Source organism: Streptomyces sp. NPDC107471 (assembly GCF_055582845.1).
Genome location: NZ_JBVJPC010000005.1, coordinates 1 through 22,244 on the forward strand (window position 1 = coordinate 1; position 22,244 = coordinate 22,244).

General features: G+C 72.2%; 16 protein-coding genes, 1 tRNA gene and 1 riboswitch. Of the genes, 9 read left to right on the forward strand and 8 right to left on the reverse strand.

All coding sequences use genetic code 11. The features are described 5' to 3' along the window. Nucleotides 1-522 precede the first annotated feature (522 nt). Nucleotides 523-1,071, reverse strand: coding sequence for a MarR family winged helix-turn-helix transcriptional regulator (locus ACZ66S_RS17455; RefSeq protein ID WP_469902415.1), 549 nt, complete (start codon nucleotides 1,069-1,071; stop codon nucleotides 523-525). A gap of 134 nt (nucleotides 1,072-1,205) precedes the next feature. Between ACZ66S_RS17455 and ACZ66S_RS17460 the strand changes: the two genes are divergently transcribed. Continuing rightward, nucleotides 1,206-2,462 (forward strand): MFS transporter, encoded by a 1,257-nt coding sequence (locus ACZ66S_RS17460; RefSeq protein WP_469902416.1) that lies wholly within the window; start codon nucleotides 1,206-1,208, stop codon nucleotides 2,460-2,462. 77 nt (nucleotides 2,463-2,539) lie between these two features. Here ACZ66S_RS17460 and ACZ66S_RS17465 read toward each other — a convergent pair whose 3' ends face one another. Beyond that, nucleotides 2,540-4,177, reverse strand: coding sequence for a SpoIIE family protein phosphatase (locus ACZ66S_RS17465; RefSeq protein ID WP_469902417.1), 1,638 nt, complete (start codon nucleotides 4,175-4,177; stop codon nucleotides 2,540-2,542). A 221-nt stretch (nucleotides 4,178-4,398) separates the two neighbouring features. Continuing rightward, nucleotides 4,399-5,778 (reverse strand): NAD(P)/FAD-dependent oxidoreductase, encoded by a 1,380-nt coding sequence (locus ACZ66S_RS17470; RefSeq protein ID WP_469902418.1) that lies wholly within the window; start codon nucleotides 5,776-5,778, stop codon nucleotides 4,399-4,401. 374 nt (nucleotides 5,779-6,152) lie between these two features. Here ACZ66S_RS17470 and ACZ66S_RS17475 point away from each other — a divergent pair, with 374 nt between their 5' ends. Further along, on the forward strand, nucleotides 6,153-6,932 hold the full coding sequence (locus tag ACZ66S_RS17475) for a TetR/AcrR family transcriptional regulator (protein ID WP_469902419.1): 780 nt from the start codon (nucleotides 6,153-6,155) through the stop codon (nucleotides 6,930-6,932). Between the two features lie 259 nt (nucleotides 6,933-7,191). After that, nucleotides 7,192-9,126: a sigma-70 family RNA polymerase sigma factor gene (locus tag ACZ66S_RS17480; RefSeq protein ID WP_469902420.1), complete on the forward strand. Its 1,935-nt coding sequence runs from the start codon at nucleotides 7,192-7,194 to the stop codon at nucleotides 9,124-9,126. Nucleotides 9,127-9,749: 623 nt separating this feature from the next. On the opposite strand, the gene ACZ66S_RS17485 is transcribed toward ACZ66S_RS17480, so the two are convergent. Further along, entirely contained in the window at nucleotides 9,750-11,837 is a 2,088-nt protein-coding gene (locus ACZ66S_RS17485) for an asparagine synthase-related protein (protein WP_469902421.1), read from the reverse strand. Between the two features lie 683 nt (nucleotides 11,838-12,520). On the opposite strand from ACZ66S_RS17485, the gene ACZ66S_RS17490 reads away from it, so the two are divergent. The 4 genes from ACZ66S_RS17490 to ACZ66S_RS17505 all read left to right on the forward strand — a co-directional run bounded on the left by ACZ66S_RS17490 (nucleotide 12,521) and on the right by ACZ66S_RS17505 (nucleotide 17,610). Next, the gene (locus tag ACZ66S_RS17490; RefSeq protein WP_469902422.1) at nucleotides 12,521-13,945 is read left to right on the forward strand and encodes an MFS transporter; all 1,425 of its coding nucleotides are present in this window, start codon (nucleotides 12,521-12,523) and stop codon (nucleotides 13,943-13,945) included. Between the two features lie 73 nt (nucleotides 13,946-14,018). Beyond that, a complete protein-coding gene (gene lhgO / locus ACZ66S_RS17495) occupies nucleotides 14,019-15,239 on the forward strand; it encodes an L-2-hydroxyglutarate oxidase (RefSeq protein WP_469902423.1) in 1,221 nt (406 codons plus the stop codon). A 67-nt stretch (nucleotides 15,240-15,306) separates the two neighbouring features. After that, nucleotides 15,307-16,188: a tRNA (guanosine(46)-N7)-methyltransferase TrmB gene (trmB, locus tag ACZ66S_RS17500; protein ID WP_469902424.1), complete on the forward strand. Its 882-nt coding sequence runs from the start codon at nucleotides 15,307-15,309 to the stop codon at nucleotides 16,186-16,188. A gap of 51 nt (nucleotides 16,189-16,239) precedes the next feature. Next, nucleotides 16,240-17,610 (forward strand): PrsW family intramembrane metalloprotease, encoded by a 1,371-nt coding sequence (locus ACZ66S_RS17505; RefSeq protein ID WP_469902425.1) that lies wholly within the window; start codon nucleotides 16,240-16,242, stop codon nucleotides 17,608-17,610. Nucleotides 17,611-17,740: 130 nt separating this feature from the next. Here ACZ66S_RS17505 and ACZ66S_RS17510 read toward each other — a convergent pair whose 3' ends face one another. Together ACZ66S_RS17510 and ACZ66S_RS17515 are read right to left on the reverse strand one after the other, a co-directional pair. Then, on the reverse strand, nucleotides 17,741-18,766 hold the full coding sequence (locus ACZ66S_RS17510; protein ID WP_469902426.1) for a M23 family metallopeptidase: 1,026 nt from the start codon (nucleotides 18,764-18,766) through the stop codon (nucleotides 17,741-17,743). An 11-nt stretch (nucleotides 18,767-18,777) separates the two neighbouring features. Next, nucleotides 18,778-18,935, reverse strand: a riboswitch (cyclic di-AMP (ydaO/yuaA leader). 325 nt (nucleotides 18,936-19,260) lie between these two features. After that, nucleotides 19,261-19,334, reverse strand: a tRNA-Met gene (locus ACZ66S_RS17515). Nucleotides 19,335-19,453: 119 nt separating this feature from the next. On the opposite strand from ACZ66S_RS17515, the gene ACZ66S_RS17520 reads away from it, so the two are divergent. After that, nucleotides 19,454-19,714, forward strand: a complete 261-nt coding sequence (locus tag ACZ66S_RS17520; RefSeq protein WP_469902427.1) for a hypothetical protein — start codon at nucleotides 19,454-19,456, stop codon at nucleotides 19,712-19,714. A gap of 34 nt (nucleotides 19,715-19,748) precedes the next feature. Here the strand turns inward: ACZ66S_RS17520 and ACZ66S_RS17525 are convergent, their stop codons facing one another. Both ACZ66S_RS17525 and ACZ66S_RS17530 read right to left on the reverse strand, forming a co-directional pair. Then, the gene (locus ACZ66S_RS17525) at nucleotides 19,749-20,390 is read right to left on the reverse strand and encodes a GTP cyclohydrolase II (RefSeq protein ID WP_469902428.1); all 642 of its coding nucleotides are present in this window, start codon (nucleotides 20,388-20,390) and stop codon (nucleotides 19,749-19,751) included. Nucleotides 20,391-20,511: 121 nt separating this feature from the next. Next, entirely contained in the window at nucleotides 20,512-21,021 is a 510-nt protein-coding gene (locus tag ACZ66S_RS17530; RefSeq protein WP_469902429.1) for a MarR family winged helix-turn-helix transcriptional regulator, read from the reverse strand. Nucleotides 21,022-21,107: 86 nt separating this feature from the next. Between ACZ66S_RS17530 and ACZ66S_RS17535 the strand changes: the two genes are divergently transcribed. Further along, a complete protein-coding gene (locus ACZ66S_RS17535) occupies nucleotides 21,108-22,235 on the forward strand; it encodes a dihydrofolate reductase family protein (RefSeq protein WP_469902430.1) in 1,128 nt (375 codons plus the stop codon). Nucleotides 22,236-22,244 lie beyond the last annotated feature (9 nt).

A 22,244-nucleotide genomic window follows, 5' to 3' on the forward strand; every position in this document is an offset into this window, starting at 1 on the left:
TGATGGCCGGGAACGGGGTATCAACATATCTGGCGTTGATTTTTGGCACGCTGTTGAGTTCTCAAGGAACGGACGCTTCCTTTGTACTCACCCTCTCGGGCTTTCCTCCGGGCTTTTCCCTTCGGTCTTGCGTTTCCGACTCTATCAGACCGTTTCCGGTTCCGATTTCCTCGGTGCTTTCCAGGTTCCCGCTTCCGCGTTTCCCTTTCCGGCGGTTCCGACTCTATCAGATCCTTTCGGGCCTGATTCCCAGTCAGAGGGGCTTGCCTTCCCGGCCGTTGGGCCGTTCCGACGTCTCAAACCTTAGCGGACTCTCACTGCGGTCCCAAATCGAGGAGCCGCACCCAAATCGAATTGAATTCGGGCACACCGAATTCATCCCGGCTGGGAGATCGTTCTGATGGTTTGAGTGGCCGCTGTCGCGGCGGAGGTGCTACCGAAGAACCGTTACGGCCCCGCGGCAACCCGAAGAACTCTACGGATCCAGCAAGGGGGTGTCAAGCACCCTCTGTCAAGATCTTTTCAGTCGAGGTCGCTGAGCCGCCCGCCGGCGTCCGGCTGCGCGTGCTCCACCCTACGCAGAAGGCGGGTGAGCACGTCCCCGAGGGTGTTGCGCTCCTCCGGCGACAGGTCCTGGAGCAGGTCCTCCTCGAAGACCGTGGCCAGGCGCATCGCCTCCAGCCACTTCTCGCGGCCCTCGGCGGTCAGCTCCACGATCACCCGGACCCGGTTGGACTCGTCCCGCTCCCGGGTCACCAGTCCCTCGGCGAGCATGCGGTCGATCCGGTGGGTCATCGCGGCCGGTGTGAGGCCGAGCCGTTTGGCGAGATCGCTGGGGCCCAGCCGATAGGGAGCCCCGGAGAGCACGAGTGCCTTGAGGACCTCCCACTCGGCGTTGCTGATGCCGAGGTCGGCGGTCTGACGGCTGTAGGCGACGTTCATACGGCGGTTCAGGCGGGAGAGCGCCGAGACGATCTGCTCCACCTGCGGGTCGAGGTCCTGGAACTCGCGCTGGTACGCGGCGATCTGCTCTTCGAGCGTCGGCTCGGGCACGCCAGGGGTCTCGGCCATGGCCGCAGTATGGCACGCACCTCCTTTGCCTTGAAGTCCTTCAGTATGTACTCTTTAGCTTCGAAGTTTAGCTTTGAAGTCTTCACTCCTAACTAGTGAGAGAGGTGAACGTGACCAGGGCGAGGGGCGCAGCGATGCGTCGGATTCACGTGGGCAACGCACTCAGCGCGTTCGGGCTCGGTTTCACCGTCCCCTATCTGTATGTCTACGTGGCGCAGGTGCGGGGCCTTGGTGCCATGACGGCCGGGCTGGTCCTGGCCGTCTTCGCGGTGGCGGCGCTGATGGTGCTGCCGTTCGCCGGGCGGGCCATCGTCCGGCGAGGCCCGCTGCCGGTGCTGCTCACCGCTCTGGTCATGGCCGCCGTCGGGGCGCTGAGCCTGGGGCTCTCGGCCCACGCGCCCACCGTGCTGCTGTCGGCGGCCGCCCTTGGGGCCGGTCAGGCCGTGATGCAGCCGGCGCTGGCGACGATGATCGTGGATTGCTCCGCCTCGGAGACGCGCTCCCGTGCCTTCGCGACGCAGTTCTTCCTGCAGAACCTCGGTCTGGGCGTCGGCGGTCTGATCGGCGGGCATCTCGTCGACACGTCGAGCACGGCGTCGTTCACCCTGCTGTTCGCGATCGAGGCGGCGATGTTCCTGCTGCTGGTGGTCGTGATGACGACCCTGCGGCTGCCGCAGGCTCCCCGCATCGAGGGCGCTCCGACCCGGTCCGCCAAGGGAAGCTGGAAGCAGTTGCTCGGCAACCGGGCCATGGTGCAGTTGTGCGTGCTGGGCTTCGTGCTGTTCTTCGCGTGCTACGGACAGTTCGAGTCCGGCCTGAGCGCGTACGGCGTCGAGGCCGCCGGTATCTCGACCTCCGCGTTGGGCACGGCCCTGGCCGCCAACACCGCGATGATCGTGGTCGCGCAGTTCGCCGTGCTGAGGTTCGTCGAGCGGCGCCGGCGGTCCCGGGTGATCGCGCTGGTCGGGCTCATCTGGGCCGTCGCATGGCTCACCGCCGGTTATGCCGGGCTCGGTCACGGCAGCAAGGAGATGGCCACGGCCGCGTTCGTGTCGACGTACGCGCTGTTCGGGCTCGGTGAGGCGATGCTGTCGCCGACCGTGGCCCCGCTGGTGGCCGATCTGGCGCCGGAGGGCATGGCGGGCCAGTACAACTCCGCCTTCGCCCTGGTCAAGCAGCTCGCCCTGGCGGTCGGTCCGGCGGTGGGCGGTCCGCTGGGCGCGTCGCTGCACGCGCCGTACATCGTGACGTTCCTGCTGTTCTCGCTGGGGATCACCTACCTGGCGCTGCGACTGGGCAGGCACCTGACCCCGGTGCAGAACCAGCCGACGCTGCGGAAGAGCCGGGTGGTGGCCCAGGGCGGAGCAACGGCGAAGTCCCTGGCCGCCTGACTGCAACGCGGCTAGGGGCGCGGGGAGCTGCGCGGCAGGTCACGACCGACCCGCAGCCGCCCCGCTCCCTCAGGCCGCTACCCCTTGGGCAGCACGAACTCGCACCAGACCGCCTTGCCGCCCCCCGGCGTCCTCCGGGACCCCCAGTTCGACGCGATGGTCGCGACGATGGCGATCCCCCGGCCGGACTCGTCACCGGGTTCCGCCCGTCGGCGCCGGGGCAGGTGGTCGTCCCCGTCCGTCACCTCGACGATGAGCCGCCGATCGGTGCGGCGAAGCCGAAGGCGCATGGGCGGGGTGCCGTGCTGCAAGGAGTTCGCCACGAGCTCGCTCACCGCCAGCACGCCGAGGTCGTGCAGTTCGACCGGGAAGCGCCAGCTCGTCAGCACGCCGGAGGCGAACGCACGCGCGCGTGGGGCCGCCTCGACACCGCCGAGCAGTTCCAGGGCGGCGTTGCGGAAGAGTTCGGCGTCGGGGCCGGTGTGGGCCGGGTGCTGGAGGACCATGACGGCGACGTCGTCGTCGTGCTCGGCGGTGACGCCGGCCGAGCGGATCAGGCGGTCGCAGATCACCTGGGGGGTGCCGGTGGCGCCGGCCAGGGCGCGTTCGAGGGCCGCGATCCCCTCGTCGAGGTCTTCGTTACGGCGTTCGACCAGGCCGTCGGTGTAGAGGACGGCCGTGGAGCCGGGGCCGAGCGGGATGGAGCCCGAGGCGTGCATCCAGCCGCCGGTGCCGAGCGGCGGGCCGGTGGGCTCGTCGGCGCGCAGGACGACACCGCTCTCGTCGCGGACCAGGATCGGCAGGTGGCCGGCCGAGGCGTAGACCAGCTTGCCCTCGTTCGGGTCGTGGATGGCGTAGACGCAGGTGGCGATCTGGTTGGCGTCGATCTCCATGGCGAGGCCGTCCAGGAGCTGGAGGATCTCGTGCGGCGGGAGGTCCAGGCGGGCGTAGGCCCGGACCGCCGTGCGGAGCTGGCCCATGACGGCCGCCGCGCGCACCCCGCGGCCCATGACGTCGCCGATGACGAGGGCCGTGCGGCCACCGCCGAGGGTGATGACGTCGTACCAGTCGCCGCCGACCGCGGCCTCCGTGCCGCCGGGGTGGTAGGTGGCGGCGATGCGCAGGTCGTCGGGTTCCTCGAGCTCCTGCGGGAGCAGGCTGCGCTGGAGGGTGACGGCGGTCTCGCGCTGGCGGCGCTCGCTGGCTCTGAGGCGTTCGGCGGCCTCGGCGTGGTCGGTGACGTCGGTCGCGAACACGAGGACACCGCCGCCGCCCCCGTGTCCTTCCGTCACCGGTGTGCAGGTGAAGGTGTAGGAGCGGCCGTCGGGGGCCTTGCGGGACTTGACCGTGCGCGGTTTGCCGCTGCGCAGGACCTGGTCGAGGAGGGGCAGGAGGCCGATCTCGTGGAGCTCGGGGAGGGCTTCGCGGGCCGGTTCGCCCGTGGGGCGCAGGCCGAAGGCGACCACATAGGCGTCGTTGACGTAGGCGAGGCGGTGGTCGGGGCCGTGGACGAGGGCGACGAGGGCGGGGACTCGGTCGAGGACTTCACGGACGGGGAGTTCGTCGACGGCGGGGACCGGCACGGTCAGTTGTTCGGCGCGGGCCGCGGGGACGGCGCCCTCGCTCAGGCGGTCCTCGGTGACCAGGTCGTCGGTCCGCGCTGCGGCGCGGCGCTGCGTTCCGGGGAGGCGGGCGCTCCAGCGCGTGAAGTTCACGAATCCTTGCCTCGTGTCGTCGTCTTCGGCGTCGTCGGGCCGGCTCCGGGCCCGGCCGGGGGGCTGGGGACGGCAGCCCGGGGGTGCAGCACGGTGGGAAAACCTCTTGGTTCGAGGGGCGGGCGGCTGCCCGTCCGAAGTCGGGCACCAGTCTGGCAGGGTGACCGACCGGGTCGACATCCGTCAGACGCCGGGGCGGTCCGTGGAGTTCCTCGGTCCGGTCAGGACGACCCCTTCGGGTCGTTCGTCGGGTCGTGAGGATGCTTTCCACCGGCCGCGAGTTCGAACTCCGCTCGGGGGTGTTCGAGTGATCCGAGGGAGACGATCTCCCTCTTGAAGAGCCCCGACAGGGTCCATTCGGCCAGGACACGGGCCTTGCGGTTGAAGGTGGGGACCCTGCTGAGGTGGTAGACGCGGTGCATGAACCAGGCAGGGTAGCCCTTCAGCTTGCGTCCGTAGACGAACGCGACACCTTTGTGGAGGCCCAGCGAGGCGACCGAGCCGACGTACTTGTGGGAGTACGTCTCCAGGGGCTCGCCGCGCAGCGCGTGCGCGAGGTTGTCGCCGAGGACCTTCGCCTGGCGTACGGCGTGCTGGGCGTTGGGTGCCGTCTCCCTGCCGGGCTCCTCGGCGGTGACGTCGGGGACGGCGGCCGCGTCTCCGGCCGCCCACGCGTGCGTGGTGCCCTCCACGGTGAGCTGGGGGGTGCATTTCAGCCGACCTCGCTCGTTGAGCGGGAGGTCGGTGGCGGCGAGGAGCGGGCTGGGTTTCACGCCGGCGGTCCACACGACCGTACGCGTGGGGAAGCGGTTGCCGTCACTGAGGACGGCGACGCGGTCCACGCAGGACTCCAGGCGGGTGTTGAGCCGTACGTCGATGTTGCGGCGGCGCAGTTCGCTGACCGTGTAGCGGCCCATGTCCTCGCCGACCTCGGGGAGGATGCGGTCGGAGGCCTCGACGAGGATCCACTTCATGTCCTCGGGGCTGACGTTGTGGTAGTAGCGCGCGGTGTAGCGGGCCATGTCCTCCAGCTCGCCGAGCGCCTCCACGCCCGCGTAGCCGCCGCCGACGAAGACGAAGGTGAGGGCCGCGTCGCGGATCGCGGGGTCGCGGGTGGAGGAGGCGATGTCCATCTGTTCGATGACGTGGTTGCGCAGGCCGATGGCCTCCTCGACCGTCTTGAACCCGATGCCGTGGTCGGCGAGGCCGGGGATCGGCAGGGTGCGCGCGATCGAGCCCGGGGCGAGGACGAGTTCGTCGTAGGAGAGCTGCTCACCGCCCGTGCGCTCCTCCTCGGTGGCGAGGGTGGCGACGAAGGCCGTGCGCCGGGTGTGGTCGATCGCGGTGGCCTCGCCGACGAGGACGCGGCAGCGGTCGAGGACGCGGCGCAGCGGTACGACGACGTGGCGCGGGGAGATGGATCCGGCGGCCGCCTCGGGCAGGAACGGCTGATAGGTCATGTACGGGTCGGGGGTGACGATGGTGATCTCGACCTCGCCCCGGTCGAGTTCCCGTTTCAGCTTGCGCTGCAGACGCAGAGCCGTGTACATCCCGACGTAGCCACCGCCGACAACCAGAATGCGCGCACGTTCCTTCACCATCCCATGACGCACCCGTCGCTTGAGTTTGTCCACAGCCTCGACAATTTGTGTGACTGGAAGTCGTCGGCGCGCCGGGTTGGCCGAATCGTCCGGGGGCGCGGAAGGTTGCCAGGTCAACGGGTGTGCGCCGGGCGGGCGGAGGGGGTGCAATCGGGGCGTTTGTCACCCGTACTCCGATCGGGGGGCGCTCCGTGCGGAACCTGCCCCTTCTGAATTGACCCCCACTCAACTATGTTCGTGTGTCGACGGGGTGTAGGGGGATGCGCTCCGGGTCCGCGACGGGCGGACTCGCGAAACGGGCTTGTTCCGTACGCTCCGGCTTTCGATGGCGGGGAGAGTCTCCGGGGGGAGACGTCATTACCGGGGGAACATTTATGCACATTCAGGACACTCATTGGTCTACCGCGTCAGCCGTCGCACCCGGTGGCGGTGCATTGGGCGGCGCGATGGGCTCGGCCATGAGCGCGGCGGGCAACGGACGGGACGGATCCCGTTCGGCCCCGCTGCGCGTGGACGCACAGCGCAACCTGGAACACGTACTGCGCGCGGCGCGCGAGGTCTTCGGCGAGCTGGGCTACGGCGCGCCGATGGAGGACGTGGCGCGGCGCGCCCGGGTCGGTGTCGGCACGGTGTACCGGCGGTTCCCGAGCAAGGACGTCCTGGTCCGGCGGATAGCCGAGGAGGAGACCTCCCGGCTGACCGACCAGGCGCGGGCGGCGCTCGGCCAGGAGGACGAGCCGTGGTCGGCGCTGTCGCGCTTCCTGCGCACGTCGGTCGCCTCCGGTGCCGGGCGGCTGCTGCCGCCGCAGGTGCTGCGGGTCGGGGTCGCCGACGAGGTGTCCGACGGCTACGACGCCACGCGGGTGCCGCAGCAGCGGACCACGCCGGGCGCGGGCGAGCTGCGGCTGGTGCCGGAGGAGGTTCCGTCGGCGGCCGACGACGACGCCGGGGCGGCGGCGCTGCTGGAGGTCGTGGGCCAGCTCGTGGACCGGGCGCGGGCGGCCGGTGAGCTGCGGACCGACGTGTCCGTGTCGGACGTCCTGCTGGTGATCGCGACCGCGGCGCCCTCGCTGCCGGACGCGGCGCAGCAGGCGGCGGCCTCGGCGCGGTTGCTCGACATCCTGCTGGAGGGGCTGCGGTCCCGGCCGGCGTGACTCGAAGGAGTGACAGCGGGGTGCGGTCGGTTGACGTCCGCACCCCTGCGCATTCCGGCGTTTTTCGGGTGGCCGGGGCAACTCCCGCACCGGCCATGACAGTTGAGTCTTCCCCATCCGGGTGATGCTCAGTACTGCCGTGCGGGAAGTCCCCACGGATGAGTGGATGCCCCGAACCGCGGGGCACTGACCAAAAGCCAATATGGCACTCTGACCCGGTGTTCGGGACTGGTTGGGCCGGCGGCGGGGGCATTCCGCGATGAGCGTTGACGGGCGGAACGAAGGCCTCGGTGAGGGCGACGGGGAAGCCGGGGGCACCCCTCAGGTGCCGGGCCAGGGCGGCCGCGCGGGCATCCCGCAGGGCGGCATCCCGGCCCAGGGCGGCGAACCGGTCGAGGGCAGCGTCCCGGCGCAGCGCGACCGGCGCGAGGACGGCGGCCTCCTGCCGCCGCCCCGGCAGATGCCGCCGTCCGACGCCGACCTGATCGAGCGGATGCGCTCCGGCGACGACACCGCCTACGAGGCGCTCTACCGCCGCCACGCGGACGCGGTGCGCCGCTACGCCCGCACCTGCTGCCGCGACGGCCACACCGCGGACGACCTCACCGCGGAGGTCTTCGCCCGCATGCTCCAGGCGGTGCGCGGCGGCCACGGCCCCGAGCACGCCGTACGCGCCTATCTGCTCACCACCGTCCGCCGCGTGGCCGCGAACTGGACGAAGTCGGCGAAACGGGAGCAGCTCGTCGACGACTTCGCGGTGTTCGCCGCCCAAGCCGCGCGCACCTCCGAGGTCTCCGACGACGACACGCTCGACCTCGCCGCCGACGTGCGCGCGATGCACGTGGCCGAGCAGTCCATGGCCATGCAGGCCTTCCGGTCGCTGCCCGAGCGCTGGCAGGCCGTGCTGTGGCACACCGAGGTCGAGGACGAGTCGCCCAGCGAGGTCGCCACCCTCTTCGGGCTCGACGCCAACGGCACGCGCGTGCTGGCCAGTCGCGCCCGCGAGGGCCTCAAGCAGGCCTACCTCCAGGCCCACGTCAGCGCGGCCCTCGCCGACGACGAGGAGTGCGCCCGCTACGCCGACCGGCTCGGTGCCTACGCCCGCGGCGGCCTGCGCACCCGTGCCGAACGCGGTCTGCGCAAGCACCTGGACGAGTGCGTCAAGTGCCGGCTGGCCGCGGGCCAGATCAAGGAAGTCGCCGGCGGCATCCCCGCCGTCGTACCGGTCGCGGTCATCGGCTGGTTCGGGGCCGCCGGGTACGCCAAGGCCGCCGGACTCATCGCGGGCGGCGCCGGAGCGGGCGCGGCCGGTGCCGCGGGCGCTGCCGCCGCCGCGAGCGGGGGCTCCTCGGGCGGGACGGGGGCGGGCGGCGCCGCGGCCTCGGAGGGGCTCGGCGCGCCGGTGAAGGCCGGTATCGCGGCCGGTGTCGTCGCGGTGGCCGCCGCCGCGGTGGCGCTCGCGCTGATCGGCGACGACAGCCCGGCCAGGAAGCCCGACGCCAAGCCGCCGGCCTCGGCGCCGGTCGTCGAACCGGCCGACTCCGCGCCCACCGCCTCCCCGAAGAAGCCGGAGCCCCCGCTGGTCCCGGTGGCGGCGGCCGCGCCCACACCGACTCCGACGCCGACGCCGACCCGCACGCCCACGCCCGCACCCCCCGCGAAGCCCGCCCCGGCGCCCACGCCGACCCCCACCCCGGAACCGACACCGACCCGCAAACCCACTCCCACGCCCACCCCGACGCCGACTCCCCCGCCGCCGCCCGCCGTCTACCAGTGGAACGAGCTGGCCTACGACGTCTCCGGCGACGGCAGCGGGCCCGAGATGCGGATCGGCCAGAGCACCTGGGTCTGGCAGCGCTACGGCGTCTCGGTCGCCGACCGGAAGTACGCCCACGGCGTGACCGTGCACGGCCGCTCCTCCGTCACGATCGACCTCAACCGCACCTGCTCCTCCTACGACGCGATGGTCGGCGTCGACGACATGACGCTGGGCCTCGGCAAGGTCTACTTCTCCGTGTACGCCGACGGGGCCCGGCTGTGGAGGTCGGGGCTGGTCAAGGGCGGCGACCCGGCCGTGCCCGTCCATGTGGACCTCACCGGGCACCGGACCGTACGGCTCGTCGTCGAACCACACAGCCCCTTCGACGACCTGATGCTCGCGGACTGGGCGGAGTCGAAGTTCAGGTGCTCCTGACGCGCCGCGGGCGGGCCTGAACAACGCCCAGGGGTGCCTATGGGTTGCCGCGGAGGGTTGCGGGCGAGTGCGGGTGCGTGGTGGCTTGTCGCGCAGTTCCCCGCGCCCCTAGGGGGTTGCAGCCCCCTGCGCCACGAGCGAGCGTGCACCACGACCGGCCGTCTGGCGAGTGCGGGTGCGTTGTGGCTGGTCGCGCAGTTCCCCGCGCCCCTAGGGGGTTGCAGCCCCCTGCGCCACGAGCGAGCGTGCACCACGACCGGCCGTCTGACGGGTGCGGGTGCGTGGTGGCCGGTCGCGCAGTTCCCCGCGCCCCTAGGGAGTTGCAGTCACCTGCGCCACGACGGACCGTTCGCCGGACGGCGCGCCAGGACGGGCCGTTGGCCGCGTACGGCGGTGAGGGGACGGGGTGGGGGGTGTCCGCCCGCAGCGGCCGGCGTCCGTTGCAGAGCAACAGTGAAAGGGACCGAGGCGCCGGACCGAGGACGGATACCCCCCACCCCGGCACCGACCCACCCCCCGGACCGCACGCGCTACACGAACCCCCACCGGACAGCAGCGGGCCGCCGCAGGCATCCAGGGGCGCGGGGAACTGCGCAAAAGACGCCCGCCCCCACCGAACCCGCTCAACCGCCGGAGGCCCCCGCCCCCAACGCCCCCCGCTGCGGCCGAATCCCCGCCGGCACCGCACGCGCGCGTGCCGGTGTTCCCGTCCAGCACGTCCCCCGCCGCGCCAGCAACCGCCCCAGCCACAGCTCCAGCGAGACCAGGTCCGCCAGCCCGTCCAGCGGCAGCGCCTCGCCCTCCGCCGCCGCCCGCAGCGCCTTGCGCACCACCCGCGCCTCCACCAGCCCCGCCTGCGCGAGCAACGGCGTGCCGAACAGGGACATCAGGGAGTCCGCCGCCACCCGCAGCCCCGTACGGGTCGCCGCGGCCGAGGAGGCATGCGACGGGGCGCCCCAGCCCGGTGGGAGGTCGGAGACTCCGGCGCCCTCCAGGACCGTACGGAGGATCTCCGCGCGGGCCCCCGGCCGGACGCGCAGCGCCTCGGGCAGGGCGCGGCAGGCCCGCACCACCTGGTTGTCCAGGAAGGGCGCGTGCAGCCGCTGGGAGCGGATCTCCACGGCCTGCTCCAGGACCCGCAGGTCGGACGCGTGCCGCGCGAGTGCCGCACGCGCGCGGAAGTCCCCGGGATGCTGCCCGGGACCCACCCCGGAGCGATGCGTGGCCCCCTGGAGGCGAACCGATACTTCAGCCAGCGCCTCCCCCGTCAGCCAGCGCGCCGCGGGCCCCGGTCTGGCCCAGGTGAGCCCGGCGAGGGACGCCCCCACCGCGCCCCCGGGCTCGTCGAAACGCTGGTGCATGAGCCGGTCGGCCAGCATCTCCAGACCGACCCGGTACGGCGTGCGGGCCAGTTTCCGCGCGGCGCCGTACACGCGCGCGGGGACGAGCACGGATCCGTCCGCCTTGGTCAGGGCGGCCACGGGCCGGACCAGGTGGCGCCGCTTGCGGTCCATCAGGAGGTCGGCGAGGCGCGCCGGATGCGCGTCGAGGACCTGCCGGGCCCCGTAGCCCGTGAAGTGGTCCGCGCTGCCCGCCGCCAGCCGGGCCCGGTGCCGCGCCGCCGTCACCAGGCACGGCCCGGGTTCGTCGGTCAGGGGCCCGTCGAGTTCGGCGTACGGGAGGGTCTCCTCGCCGCCGGTGACCACCACGTGGTGCAGCCGCGGGTTGGCCGCGAGCGTGCCCGCCCGCTCCAGTTCGGCCTCCCGGCCGCCGACGGCGAGGTCGTTGAAGGTGACCGCGAGCAGCCGCTCGCCGGCCCCGGTGCCGTGTCCGAGGACGGTTCCCGGCATGCCGGGCAGCCCGGCGGCCAGCAGGGCGAGCGTCCCCGAGGCGGGCCCCCCGGACAGGTCGGCCCCGATCCCCGGCACCGGCATCCCGCGCGCGGCACGCCGTTCGGCGGGGCCCATGCCGGGCACCGGACCGGGGTCGATGTCGGGCACGTGCCGGGGCGCGGACAGCCGGGCCCGGACCGCCTCGACGAGCGCGTCCCGCACCCCGTCGACCGCGCTGTCCGGGTCGGCGGAGGGCGCGGCGACCGCGAGGGAGGCGACGGGTTCGTAGCCGGCGATCTCGCGGGCGCCGTTGCGCAGGATCAGCGCGTGCCCCGGCGGAATGCGCCGTACGCCCTCGTAGGGAGTGGAGTCGTGGAGCGCGGCCGGTACGTCGGGGGCGGCGAGCAGCGCGGCGAGGTGCCCGAAGTCGAGGTTGGCCTCGATGAGGTCGGCGAGGGGCAGGGCCGCGGTCGCGTAGGCCGTGCCGCCGGCCCAGGGTGTGTGGAACACCGGCCGGGCGCCCGCCAGATCGCCGCCGACGGTGATCCGGCGGCCCACCTGGACGACCGCCGTGTACGCGCCCGACCAGGCCGTCAGATGCCGAAGTGCCCCTCCGCGCGCGGCGAGCAGTCCGATCCGGAGCTGTTCGTCGGAGGCCCCGCAGGTGCCGAGGACCGCGATCCGGGTCTGCGCGTCGACGGTGACCACGCGCACCTCGTCGGGCCGCCAGTCGCCGACCGCCCACAGCGGGTCCGGGTCGCCCCACAGGAGGTGCGAACCCACCGGGTGCACGGTCTCGCCGTCGCTTCCCGTGGCCCCCGCCGTCCCGATCCCGGAGACACCCGCGGCGGTGCTGCTCCATCCCACCAACCACCGCATCGACGCCTCCACAGGCTGTGGACAACCAGTGCACCGCTCGAACCGGTCACCATGCTGCCATGAAGGAAGCCTGCCGGAGGGTCGGTGGAGCCGCTTGGGATGCGGGGAACACGCCCCCGGCAACACCCGCGTACGCCTGTGAACAGGCCTGCGGGACAAGGAGCGTGCGACGCGAATGCGCCCCCGATACGCTCCCCAAAAACGCCTAACGCGCCCTCAACTGCCATGGTGGGAGGGCTGATCGCCCGCGAGGAAGAGGGTCGGTTTTCGGCCAAATCGGCGCGCCGGGGACAGGCTTGCACACGCTCCGTGCACAGTCCGCGCACCGCTCGACAGGTGCGCGGCCCGGGAGACGCCACTTCGCCCCCCGGGCCGGTCCGCCGCCCGCGGGGATGGAGGCGGCGGTGTCCCCCAGCCCACTGGATCCAGTACAGCGGGCCGACCCACGCATCATCCATGGAAGCGCTCCCCCGATGGCCGGAGAAGAGCGCACGGACGGGCGCACGGCCACACAACAGGAGCACGACGCAACTGCGCGTATCGGACCCGCACTTCAGTACGGACCACAATCCCGCCATCCGGAACAATGCCCCTTAACGCTTGGGATGCGGCGAACTACGCTGGGTTTACGAATGCCGCGTGGTTATGCCAGCGCGGCAGCCGTCTGTGTCGAGGGGTGGCGCATGTCCAGGGAGCAACGCGGGCCGAACGAAAAACTCGGCGCCGTTCTCGCCCTCGCGGGAATCAGCAACGCAGGACTCGCGCGTCGCGTCAACGATCTTGGCGCTCAACGCGGGTTGACTCTTCGCTACGACAAGACGTCGGTGGCGCGCTGGGTGTCGAAGGGGATGGTGCCGCAGGGTGCGGCGCCGCACCTCATCGCCGCCGCCATCGGCCAGAAGCTCGGCCGCCCGGTGCCGCTCCACGAGATCGGCCTGGCGGACGCGGACCCCGCGCCGGAGGTGGGCCTGGCCTTCCCCAGGGACGTCGGACAGGCCGTCCGGTCGGCCACGGAGCTCTACCGCCTGGACCTCGCCGGCCGTCGGTCCGGCGCGGGCGGCATCTGGCAGTCGCTCGCCGGTTCCTTCGCGGTGAGCGCATACGCAACGCCCGCCTCGCGATGGCTGATAACCCCGGCCGACAGCTCGGTCGCGCGCGAGGTGAACCACTCCGAGGGCTCCGGCGCACCGCTCAAAGTCGGCCACAGCGACGTTCAGAAACTGCGGGAGGCCGCCGAGGACGCCAGGCGCTGGGACTCCAAGTACGGAGGCGGCGACTGGCGTTCGTCCATGGTGCCGGAGTGCTTACGGGTGGAGGCGGCACCGCTGCTGCTCGGCGCGTACTCGGACGAGGTGGGCCGGGCGCTGTTCGGCGCCTCCGCCGAACTCACCCGGCTCGCGGGCTGGATGGCCTTCGACACGGGCCAGCAGGAGGCCGCGCAGCGGTACTACATCCAGGCGCTGCGGCTGGCCCGCGCGGCCGCCGACGTCCCCCTCGGCGGCTATGTGCTGGCGTCGATGTCGTTGCAGGCGACCTACCGGGGCTTCGGCGACGAGGGCGTCGACCTCGCGCAGGCCGCGCTGGAGCGGAACCGAGGACTGGCGACGGCCCGCACCATGAGCTTCTTCCGGCTCGTCGAGGCGCGGGCACACGCGCGTGCCGGTGACGCCGCCGCGGCCGGAGCGGCGCTCAAGGCGGCCGAGGGCTGGCTGGAGCGCTCCCGGGAGGGCGACAACGACCCGTCCTGGCTCGGCTTCTACTCCTACGACCGCTTCGCCGCCGACGCGGCCGAGTGCTACCGCGACCTGAAGGCACCACGCCAGGTCCGCCGCTTCACCGAGCAGGCGCTGTCGAAGCCGACGGAGGAGTTCGTACGCTCGCACGGGCTGCGGCTGGTGGTCTCGGCGGTCGCCGAGCTCGAGTCGGGCAATCTCGACGCGGCGTGCGAGCAGGGCGTGCGGGCGGTGGAGGTCGCGGGGCGCATCTCCTCGGCCCGCACCACCGAGTACGTGAAGGATCTTCTGCACCGGCTGGAGCCGTACGGCGACGAGCCGCGGGTGGTGGAGCTCAGGGAGCGGGCCCGGCCGCTGCTGATGGCTCCGGCATGAGACCCGGACGGCGGCACCGCCTCCCGCGTTTGAAGTGACTGTCAGTGGTGCAGTGCACTATCGGGGGTGGGAGGTGGTGCAGGTGCTGTCCGGGATCGCTTACGACTGCGATGTGCTCGTGGTCGGTGGAGGCATCGTCGGGTTGTCCACGGCGTACGCGATCACGCGCAGCGCGCCCGGCACCCGGGTGGTGGTGCTGGAGAAGGAGGCCGGGCCCGCCCGGCATCAGACCGGGCGCAACAGCGGGGTGATCCACAGCGGGATCTACTACCGGCCGGGTTCGCTCAAGGCACGGTTCGCGGTGCGGGGCGCCGCCGAGATGGTCAAGTTCTGCGCGGAGTACGGCATCGCCCACGCCGTCACCGGCAAGCTGATCGTCGCGACCGAGCGCGACGAGCTGCCGCGGCTGCACGGCCTGGTCCAGCGCGGCCGGGAGAACGGCATTCCGGTGCGGGAACTGGGCGCCGCCCAGATCGCGGAGTACGAACCCGAGGTGGAGGGGCTCGCCGCCATACACGTCGGGACGACGGGGATCTGCGACTTCGTCGGGGTCGCCCGCCAGTTGGCCGAGGCGTCGGGCGCGGAGATCCGCTACGGCGCCGAGGTGCGGCGGATCGACCGGCGCCCGGAGCGCGGGGTCGCCGTCCTGACGGGCACCGGGGACGTCGTACGGGCGCGGGTGCTGGTGAACTGCGCCGGGCTGCACTGCGACGAGGTGGCGCGGCTGACCGGCGACGACCCCGGAATGCGGATCGTGCCGTTCCGGGGCGAGTACTACTCCCTGGCGCGGCCCGAGCTGGTGCGGGGCCTGGTCTACCCGGTGCCGGACCCGGCGTTCCCGTTCCTCGGGGTGCATCTCACGCGCGGGATCGACGGAGGCGTGCACATCGGCCCCAACGCGGTGCCGGCGCTGGCCCGGGAGGGGTACGACTGGGGGACCGTACGGCCTCGGGAGCTCGGCGCCACCCTGGCGTGGCCGGGGTCCTGGCAGATAGCCCGGCGGCACTGGCGGTACGGCACGGGGGAGCTGCGGCGCTCGGTGTCCCGCAGGGCGTTCACCGCAGCGGTCCGAAGGCTGCTGCCTGCGGTGACACCGGACGATCTGGTCCCCGCGGCCGCCGGAGTGCGCGCACAGGCGGTCCTGCGGGACGGCACGCTGGTGGACGACTTCCTGATCCGCGAGGGAGCGAGGACGGTCCACGTGCTGAACGCCCCTTCCCCCGCGGCGACCGCGTCCCTGCCGATCGGCCGGGAGGTGGCCAGACGCGCCCTGGAGACCCTGCGCTCGGCGTGAGGGGCGGAAGGGGTCCAGTGCGTCCATGACGCCCCCTCCCCCGGCTCACCGTAAAATCGACCCCACTGTGTCTGACTCCCTCAACGCCCCCGAAGCCCCCCGGTCCCGGCCCGCCGCCTCCGGCGAGAGCGGTCCGCATGTTCCCGGTGTGTCCGTCCGGCGCACCCGGGCCAAAGGGGAGCCGCGGTTTCCCGACGGGCCCAGTGCCGATCCGGCGGGGTCGCACTTCGAGCGGCGGATCCGGAGCTTCCAGCCCCGGCGGAGCCGGGTGACTGCGGGGCAGGCGGACGCCTTGCAGCGCCTGTGGCCCACATGGGGCCTCGACATCGACGGGCAGCGCACGATCGACCTCGGCGAGCTGTTCGGCAACGACAACCCCGTCGTGCTGGAGATCGGGTTCGGGATGGGCGAGGCCACCGCGCAGATGGCCGCCGCCGAGCCCGGGACCAACATCCTCGCCGTCGACGTGCACACCCCAGGCCAGGGCAACCTGCTCAACCTCGCCGAGCAGCAGAAGCTGTCCAACATCCGGGTCGGCAACGGCGACGCCATCATCCTGCTGCGCGAGATGCTCACCCCGGACGCGCTCGACGGGCTGCGCGTGTACTTCCCCGACCCCTGGCCCAAGAAGCGGCACCACAAGCGGCGGCTGATCCAGCCCGAGTTCCTCGACCTGGTCGCGACCCGCCTCAGGCCCGGCGCGCTGGTGCACTGCGCGACCGACTGGGAGCCGTACGCCGAACAGATGCTCGAGGTGCTCACCGCGCATCCGGACTTCGAGAACACCCAGGCGGGGGGCGGTTTCGCGACGCGTCCCGACTTCCGGCCGCTGACCCGTTTCGAGGGACAGGGACTGGACAAGGGACATGTCGTGAACGACCTGCTGTTCCGCCGCGTACAGCACGGCGACCGACCCGACCGTTCCGACCAGTCCCCGATCGGCGCCTGAGCACACCCGCTCGCCTGCGGACGGCGCCTCTGTCTCGTTAAGGTCGATGCTGTGGCCACCTGTCCCCCGTATCCGACGTACCCCGGCGACCCCGCCGCCGGCGGGGCGCTACGGCACGCGCACTGGTGGCAGCGGACGTGGGTGCGCTACGGCGCGCTCATCACGCTCCTCACGCTGTCCGGGCTCGTCATCCTCGCCCTGGTCCGTCAACAGACCGGCAGCGAGGGCTTCCTGGTCGGGCTGGGGCTCGCCGTCCTGCCCGTACCGCTGCTCATAGCCGCGTTCCGCTGGCTCGACCGGGTCGAACCGGGGCCCTGGCGCAATCTGCTGTTCGCCTTCGCCTGGGGTGCCTGCGCGGCCGCGCTGATAGCGATCATCGCCAACAGCTTCGCGACGAAGTGGATAGCGACGGCGACCGCCGACCCGACCGGCGCGGACACCCTCGGCGCGACCGTGATAGCACCGGTCGTCGAGGAGTCGGCCAAGGCCGCCGCCGTACTGCTCGTCTTCCTGTTCCGCAGACGGGACTTCACCGGCATCGTCGACGGCGTGGTGATAGCGGGGGTCACCGCCACCGGCTTCGCCTTCACCGAGAACATCCTGTACCTCGGCACCGCCTTCGGCACCGACCAGCTCACCGGCGACAGCGGCATCGCCTCCGTCACCGCCGCGACCTTCTTCGTGCGCGTGGTGATGTCACCGTTCGCGCACCCCCTGTTCACCGTCCTCACCGGCATCGGCTTCGGCATCTCCGCGCTGTCGGCAGAGCGCCAGCACGTACGGCGGTTCCTCGTCCCGCCGGCCGGGCTGCTGCTCGCGATGGGCATGCACGCGATGTGGAACGGCTCGTCGACGTTCGGGGAGTACGGCTTCTTCGCGGTGTACGCGACCTTCATGGTGCCGGCGTTCGCGCTGCTGACCTGGCTGGTCATCTGGACGCGGCAGCGGGAGCTGCGGACCGTGCGCGAGGAGCTGCCCGCGTACGCCGTCGCCGGCTGGCTGACGCCCACCGAGCCGTACGCACTGGGCTCGATGCGGGCGCGGCGCGTGGCGCGGGAGTACGCGCGGCGGCAGTTCGGCGGGCGGCCCGCGGCCCGGGCGGTCTCGCAGTACGAGGCGTACGCGACGTCGTTGGCGTTCCTGCGGCGCCGGGGGCGGCTCGGGCGGGCGAACGCGGACTTCGTCGTACGGGAGCGGGAGTTGCTGCACGAACTGTGGCGCCGACGGGACATCGCACGCCCCGCCCTGGACCACGCGGCCCGGATGACCGCGCCCCCGGTACCGGTGGCCGCGCCGCCCTGGCCGGTGTACGGCGTGTACGGCCACCCGCCCCAGCCGGCGCAGCACGGGCACCCGGCGCATCCGGTGCACGGGGTGCACCCGGCGGTGCCGTACCCCGCCTACAACCCGTACCGGACCTGACCGTCGTACGAGGGCGGTGCCTGAGCCGAGCCGGCGGGCGCCGGGCCGCGGGGAGGCTGCGGACACACCGACAGCCCTGGCGTCGGGGGGACGTCGTCAGGGCTGTCGGAGTTCGCGGGGGGGGGGAGCGTCAGGGGGTGAGGCCCTTGCCGCGCAGCCACGCCATCGGGTCGATCCCGTCGGCGGAGCCGCCCGGGTGGACCTCCAGGTGCAGGTGCGCGCCGGTCACGTTGCCGGTGGCGCCCACGCGGCCGATGACGTCACCGGTGGCGACCTTCTGGCCGACGCTGACGTTGATCGAGGACTGGTGGCAGAACCACAGCTCGGTGCCGTCGTCGAGGGTGAGGATCGTGCGGTAGCCGTAGGAACCGGCCCAGCCGGCCTCCGTGATGGTGCCGCTGTGGACCGCCTTGATGAGCGTGCCCGTGGGAGCGGCGAAGTCGAGGCCCGTGTGGTAGCCGGAGGACCACAGGGAGCCGGCCTGGCCGAAGGTCGAGGTGATGGTGTACGACGAGGTCGGCAGCGTGTACTGCTTGGCGAGCTCGGCGAGGCGCTCGGCCTCGGCCTTCTTCGCGGCCGCCTCCTCCGCCTTCTTCTTCGCGGCGGCGGCCTTCTCCTGGGCTTCCTTCTCCGCCTTGGCGGCGGCCGCGTCGGCCTCCTTCTCGGCGGCGGCCGCGACGGCCTGGGCGGCCTTGGTGTCGATCTGGTCCTGCTGGAGCTCGGCCTGGGCCAGGATGCGCGAGCGCAGTGCCTCGCCGGCGTCCGAGGTGCCCTCGGCGGTGTCGGCGGTGGTGGCGCCGACGCTGCTGAAGGCGCTCGTGTCGTCCGCGGCGGAGTCGGAGTCGTCCGAGATGAGCGAGCCCACGTTGGGCAGGTCCGGCATGGAGATGGAGACCGGCGGCTTGCCGGTGTTGGCGCTGGCCATCCCGCCCGCGCTGACCGCGGCTATGACGCCGACGCCCAGGACGGTGGAGCTACGGGCGAATCCGCCGCCACGCTGCTTGGCTACGCGATGCCGGCCTCGTACGGGGGCGAGGGAGTCCGCGGTCGGGTTCCACTCGCCGAGCGGAGCCTCGTCGTCGGCACGGTAGCCGCCGTACACGAGGGTGTCGCTCGGAACGTACGGCGCCTCGGGGGCAGGCGGGTTGGACGCCACGTGGGCGCACTCCTTTCCTTCCTTCTCGCCTACCGGGTTAGCTGACGGGTTCGGAGCAGGAAGGTCTCCTACGCGCGTATACCCACCGTGCTGCCACGGCGGACTACGAGCGATTCACCCCAAGGTGGTGGTTCCCCGGTTCCCTTGCGGAATTCGGCGCGTGAGCACGGAGCCGTCTCTTGTGACGGCTGGGACGACCGCGCTGCGTTATCGAACGTTAATAGACCCGGGGGCCCGATTCCAAGCTGTTCCGCTTGATCATTAACGAAACCCCGCTGGACTTACGGCCCATGAACGGCGAAAAACGGGCGAGTTGACCATGCCTCAGACAACACAGGGATGTTGACGGTGTGTCAGTTGTTATGCGGAGGGCGCTCATCCGCTCACCCCACGTGACGAAGGCCGTCGCGGCGCCTCCTGGCACGGAGGACCGCGGACGCGGAAAACACTCAGGGCCGGAACCCATTCACTGGATTCCGGCCCTGAGCCTTCAGTAGCGGGGACAGGATTTGAACCTGCGACCTCTGGGTTATGAGCCCAGCGAGCTACCGAGCTGCTCCACCCCGCGTCGTTGTGTGACCAGCATACGTCATCCGCGAGGTGCTTCGCGCCAGGGTTGTTCCAGGGGGCCCGGCGGCCGCGCGGGGCGGCGTACCGTGGCGGCCCTCACGGAGACGAGGAGGAGTCATGGCGGCAGCCGACGAGCGGCCGGTGGAGATCGGGAAGCGGGACGTCCCGCTCTCCGGCGGCCGGACCCTGCGGGTGACGGAGTTCGGCAACGGCAGCATCCGCCTGGCGGTGCACACGGGCTCCCCCTACGTGGTGACGAGCCTGCAGCAGATCGACGACGGGACCGTACTGAAGCTCTCCCCCGGCCGCGAGGGCTCCAACGCCCACCGGAACTGGGTACGGGACCACGGGGGCAGCGCGGCCGGCTCCGGCGCGTGAGCCCGGCCGTGCCGGCGCACCCGCCTTCTGACGTTCAGCCGACCTCGAGTTCCGTCAACTGGGCCAGGGGCAGGGTGTGTTGGGTCTGGAGGACCTTCGCTCGGAGGTAGCGGACGTTGTGGGGGGTGGTGAACACGCCGGTGGGGACGCGGTCGTGGACGTCGATGCCCAGGTCCCTCAACTGACCCGCCTTGTCGGGGTTGTTGGAGAGCAGGTCGATCTCGTCGAGGCCCAGGGCGGTCAGCATCTGCGCGGCCGCCGTGTAGTCGCGGGCGTCCTCGGGCAGACCCAGCGCGGTGTTCGCCGCGTAGGTGTCGAGGCCCTGGTCCTGGAGGGCGTACGCGTCGAGCTTGTTGTAGAGGCCGATGCCGCGTCCCTCCTGACGGAGGTAGAGCAGGACGCCGCCGCGCTCGGCTATGCGCTCGACCGCCTCGCGCAGTTGCGGGCCGCAGTCGCAGCGGGCGGAGCCGAAGACGTCGCCGGTGAGGCACTCGGAGTGCAGCCGCACGAGCGGGACGGCGCCGGGGGCGGGGTCGCCCAGGACGACGGCGAGGTGCTCCCGCCCATCGGCCAGGCCGTGGAAGGTGACGAGCTCGGCGTCTACGCGGTAGCCGTCCCCGAAGCGCAGCGGGACGCGGACGCGGGAGCGCTGGGTGGCGGCGGGCAGGTCGGGCATGCGGGTACTCCGGTCCGTAGGCATACCTGCTTCAGATTTGAAGCAGTTCTACTGATCGAGACCCTACCTCATGCTTTAAATTTGAAGCAACGCCTTTATGGCGCTCGTCACATGCGCGTTCTCAGGAGCAGGACGGCGAGGACCGGCGGCGCCACGGGACCTCCTCCACGGGCCCACCCTCCCCCTGGAGCCCCGCGGTGACACTGGTGAAGATCTCCTCCAACTGCCCCACCTGCTCCGGGGTGAGCCGGTCGAAGAGCGCGGCACGGACCGTCTCCACGTGCCCCGGCGCCGTCCGCTCCAGCACCGCCATACCCTCGTCGGTGAGCACCGCGACGCTGCCCCGCTTGTCCCACGGGCAGCTCTCGCGCCGCACCAGCCCGTCCTTCTCCAGCCGGGCGACCGCATACGTCAGCCGGGGCCGGGTGATCTTCAGCCCCTCGGCGAGCTCGGTCATCCGCAGCCGGCGCTCCGGGGTGTCGGAGAGGTTGGCCAGGATGGAGTAGTACAGGTGGGGCATGCCGGCCTCCTGCTGGAGCTGCCGGTCGATGGTGTCCTCCAGGAGGAGCGAGGCGGCGATGTAGGCACGCCAGGCTCGCTGCTCGTCGGGGCTGAGCCAGCGGGTCGTCATGCTCCCAGTGTAGGTTTGCTTCAAACTTGAACCAAGCCCCGCCGTTCCCGAAGCTCCCGCACCCGTCTCCGAGAGGGACCGCGCCGATGCCCCACCCCTACGTCCTCCTCTCCGCCGCGGTCTCCCTCGACGGCTACCTCGACGACACCGGCCCCGACCGCCTCCTGCTGTCCAGCCCCGCCGACTTCGACCGCGTCGACGAGGTCCGCGCCTCCGTGGACGCGATCCTCGTCGGCGCCGGCACCATCCGCGCCGACAACCCCCGTCTGTTGGTGAACTCCGAGACGCGCCGCGCGGCCCGGGTCGCCGCCGGGAAGCCGCCGTACCCCCTGAAGGTCACGGTCAGCGGCTCGGGCGAGCTGGACCCGGCCGCGAACTTCTGGCACACCGGCGGCGACAAGCTCGTCTTCACGACGGACGAGGGCGCCGCCCGGGCCCGCGAGCTGGGCCTCGCGGCCGACGTGGTCTCCCTCGGGCCCGCCCTGGACTGGCGCCGCCTGCTGGAGCACCTGCGCGAGGAACGCGGTGTGGAGCGGCTGATGGTGGAGGGCGGCGGCCGCATCCACACCCAGCTCCTCCAGCAGGGCCTCGCGGACGAGGTGCAGCTCGTCCTGGCCCCCCTCTTCGTCGGCAGCCCGCAGGCCCCCCGCCTGTTCGGCCCGGGCGCGTACCAGTCCGGCCGGCTGCGCCTGGTGGAGAGCCGCCGTATCGAGGACGTGGTCCTGATGCGCTACGAGCCCACCGCCCCCGGCACCGGCCCGGTCCCCGCCGCCGCGGACCGCCACTGGCTCGCGCTGGCCTGCGAGTTGGCGACCCGGTGCCCGCCGTCGCGGACCGCGTTCAGCGTGGGCGCGGTGGTGGTGGCCGCCGACGGCACGGAGCTGGCGCGCGGCCACTCCAGGGAGGGTGACGACCCGGTCGTCCACGCGGAGGAGGCGGCGCTGGCGAAGATCGCCCCGGACGACCTCCGGCTGGCCACGGCCACCGTCTACACCAGCCTGGAGCCCTGCACCCACCGCGCCTCCCGCCCGGCCCCCTGCGCCCGGCTGATCCTGGACGCGGGGGTGCGCCGGGTGGTGACGGCCTGGCGGGAGCCGGACACCTTCGTGCAAGGCGCCGACGGAACGGGTCTGCTCACCGCGAAGGGCGTGGACGTGGTCGTCCTGGACGAGTACGAGGAGCGGGCGAAGGCCCCGAACCGCCATCTGGTCTGACGCGGGGCG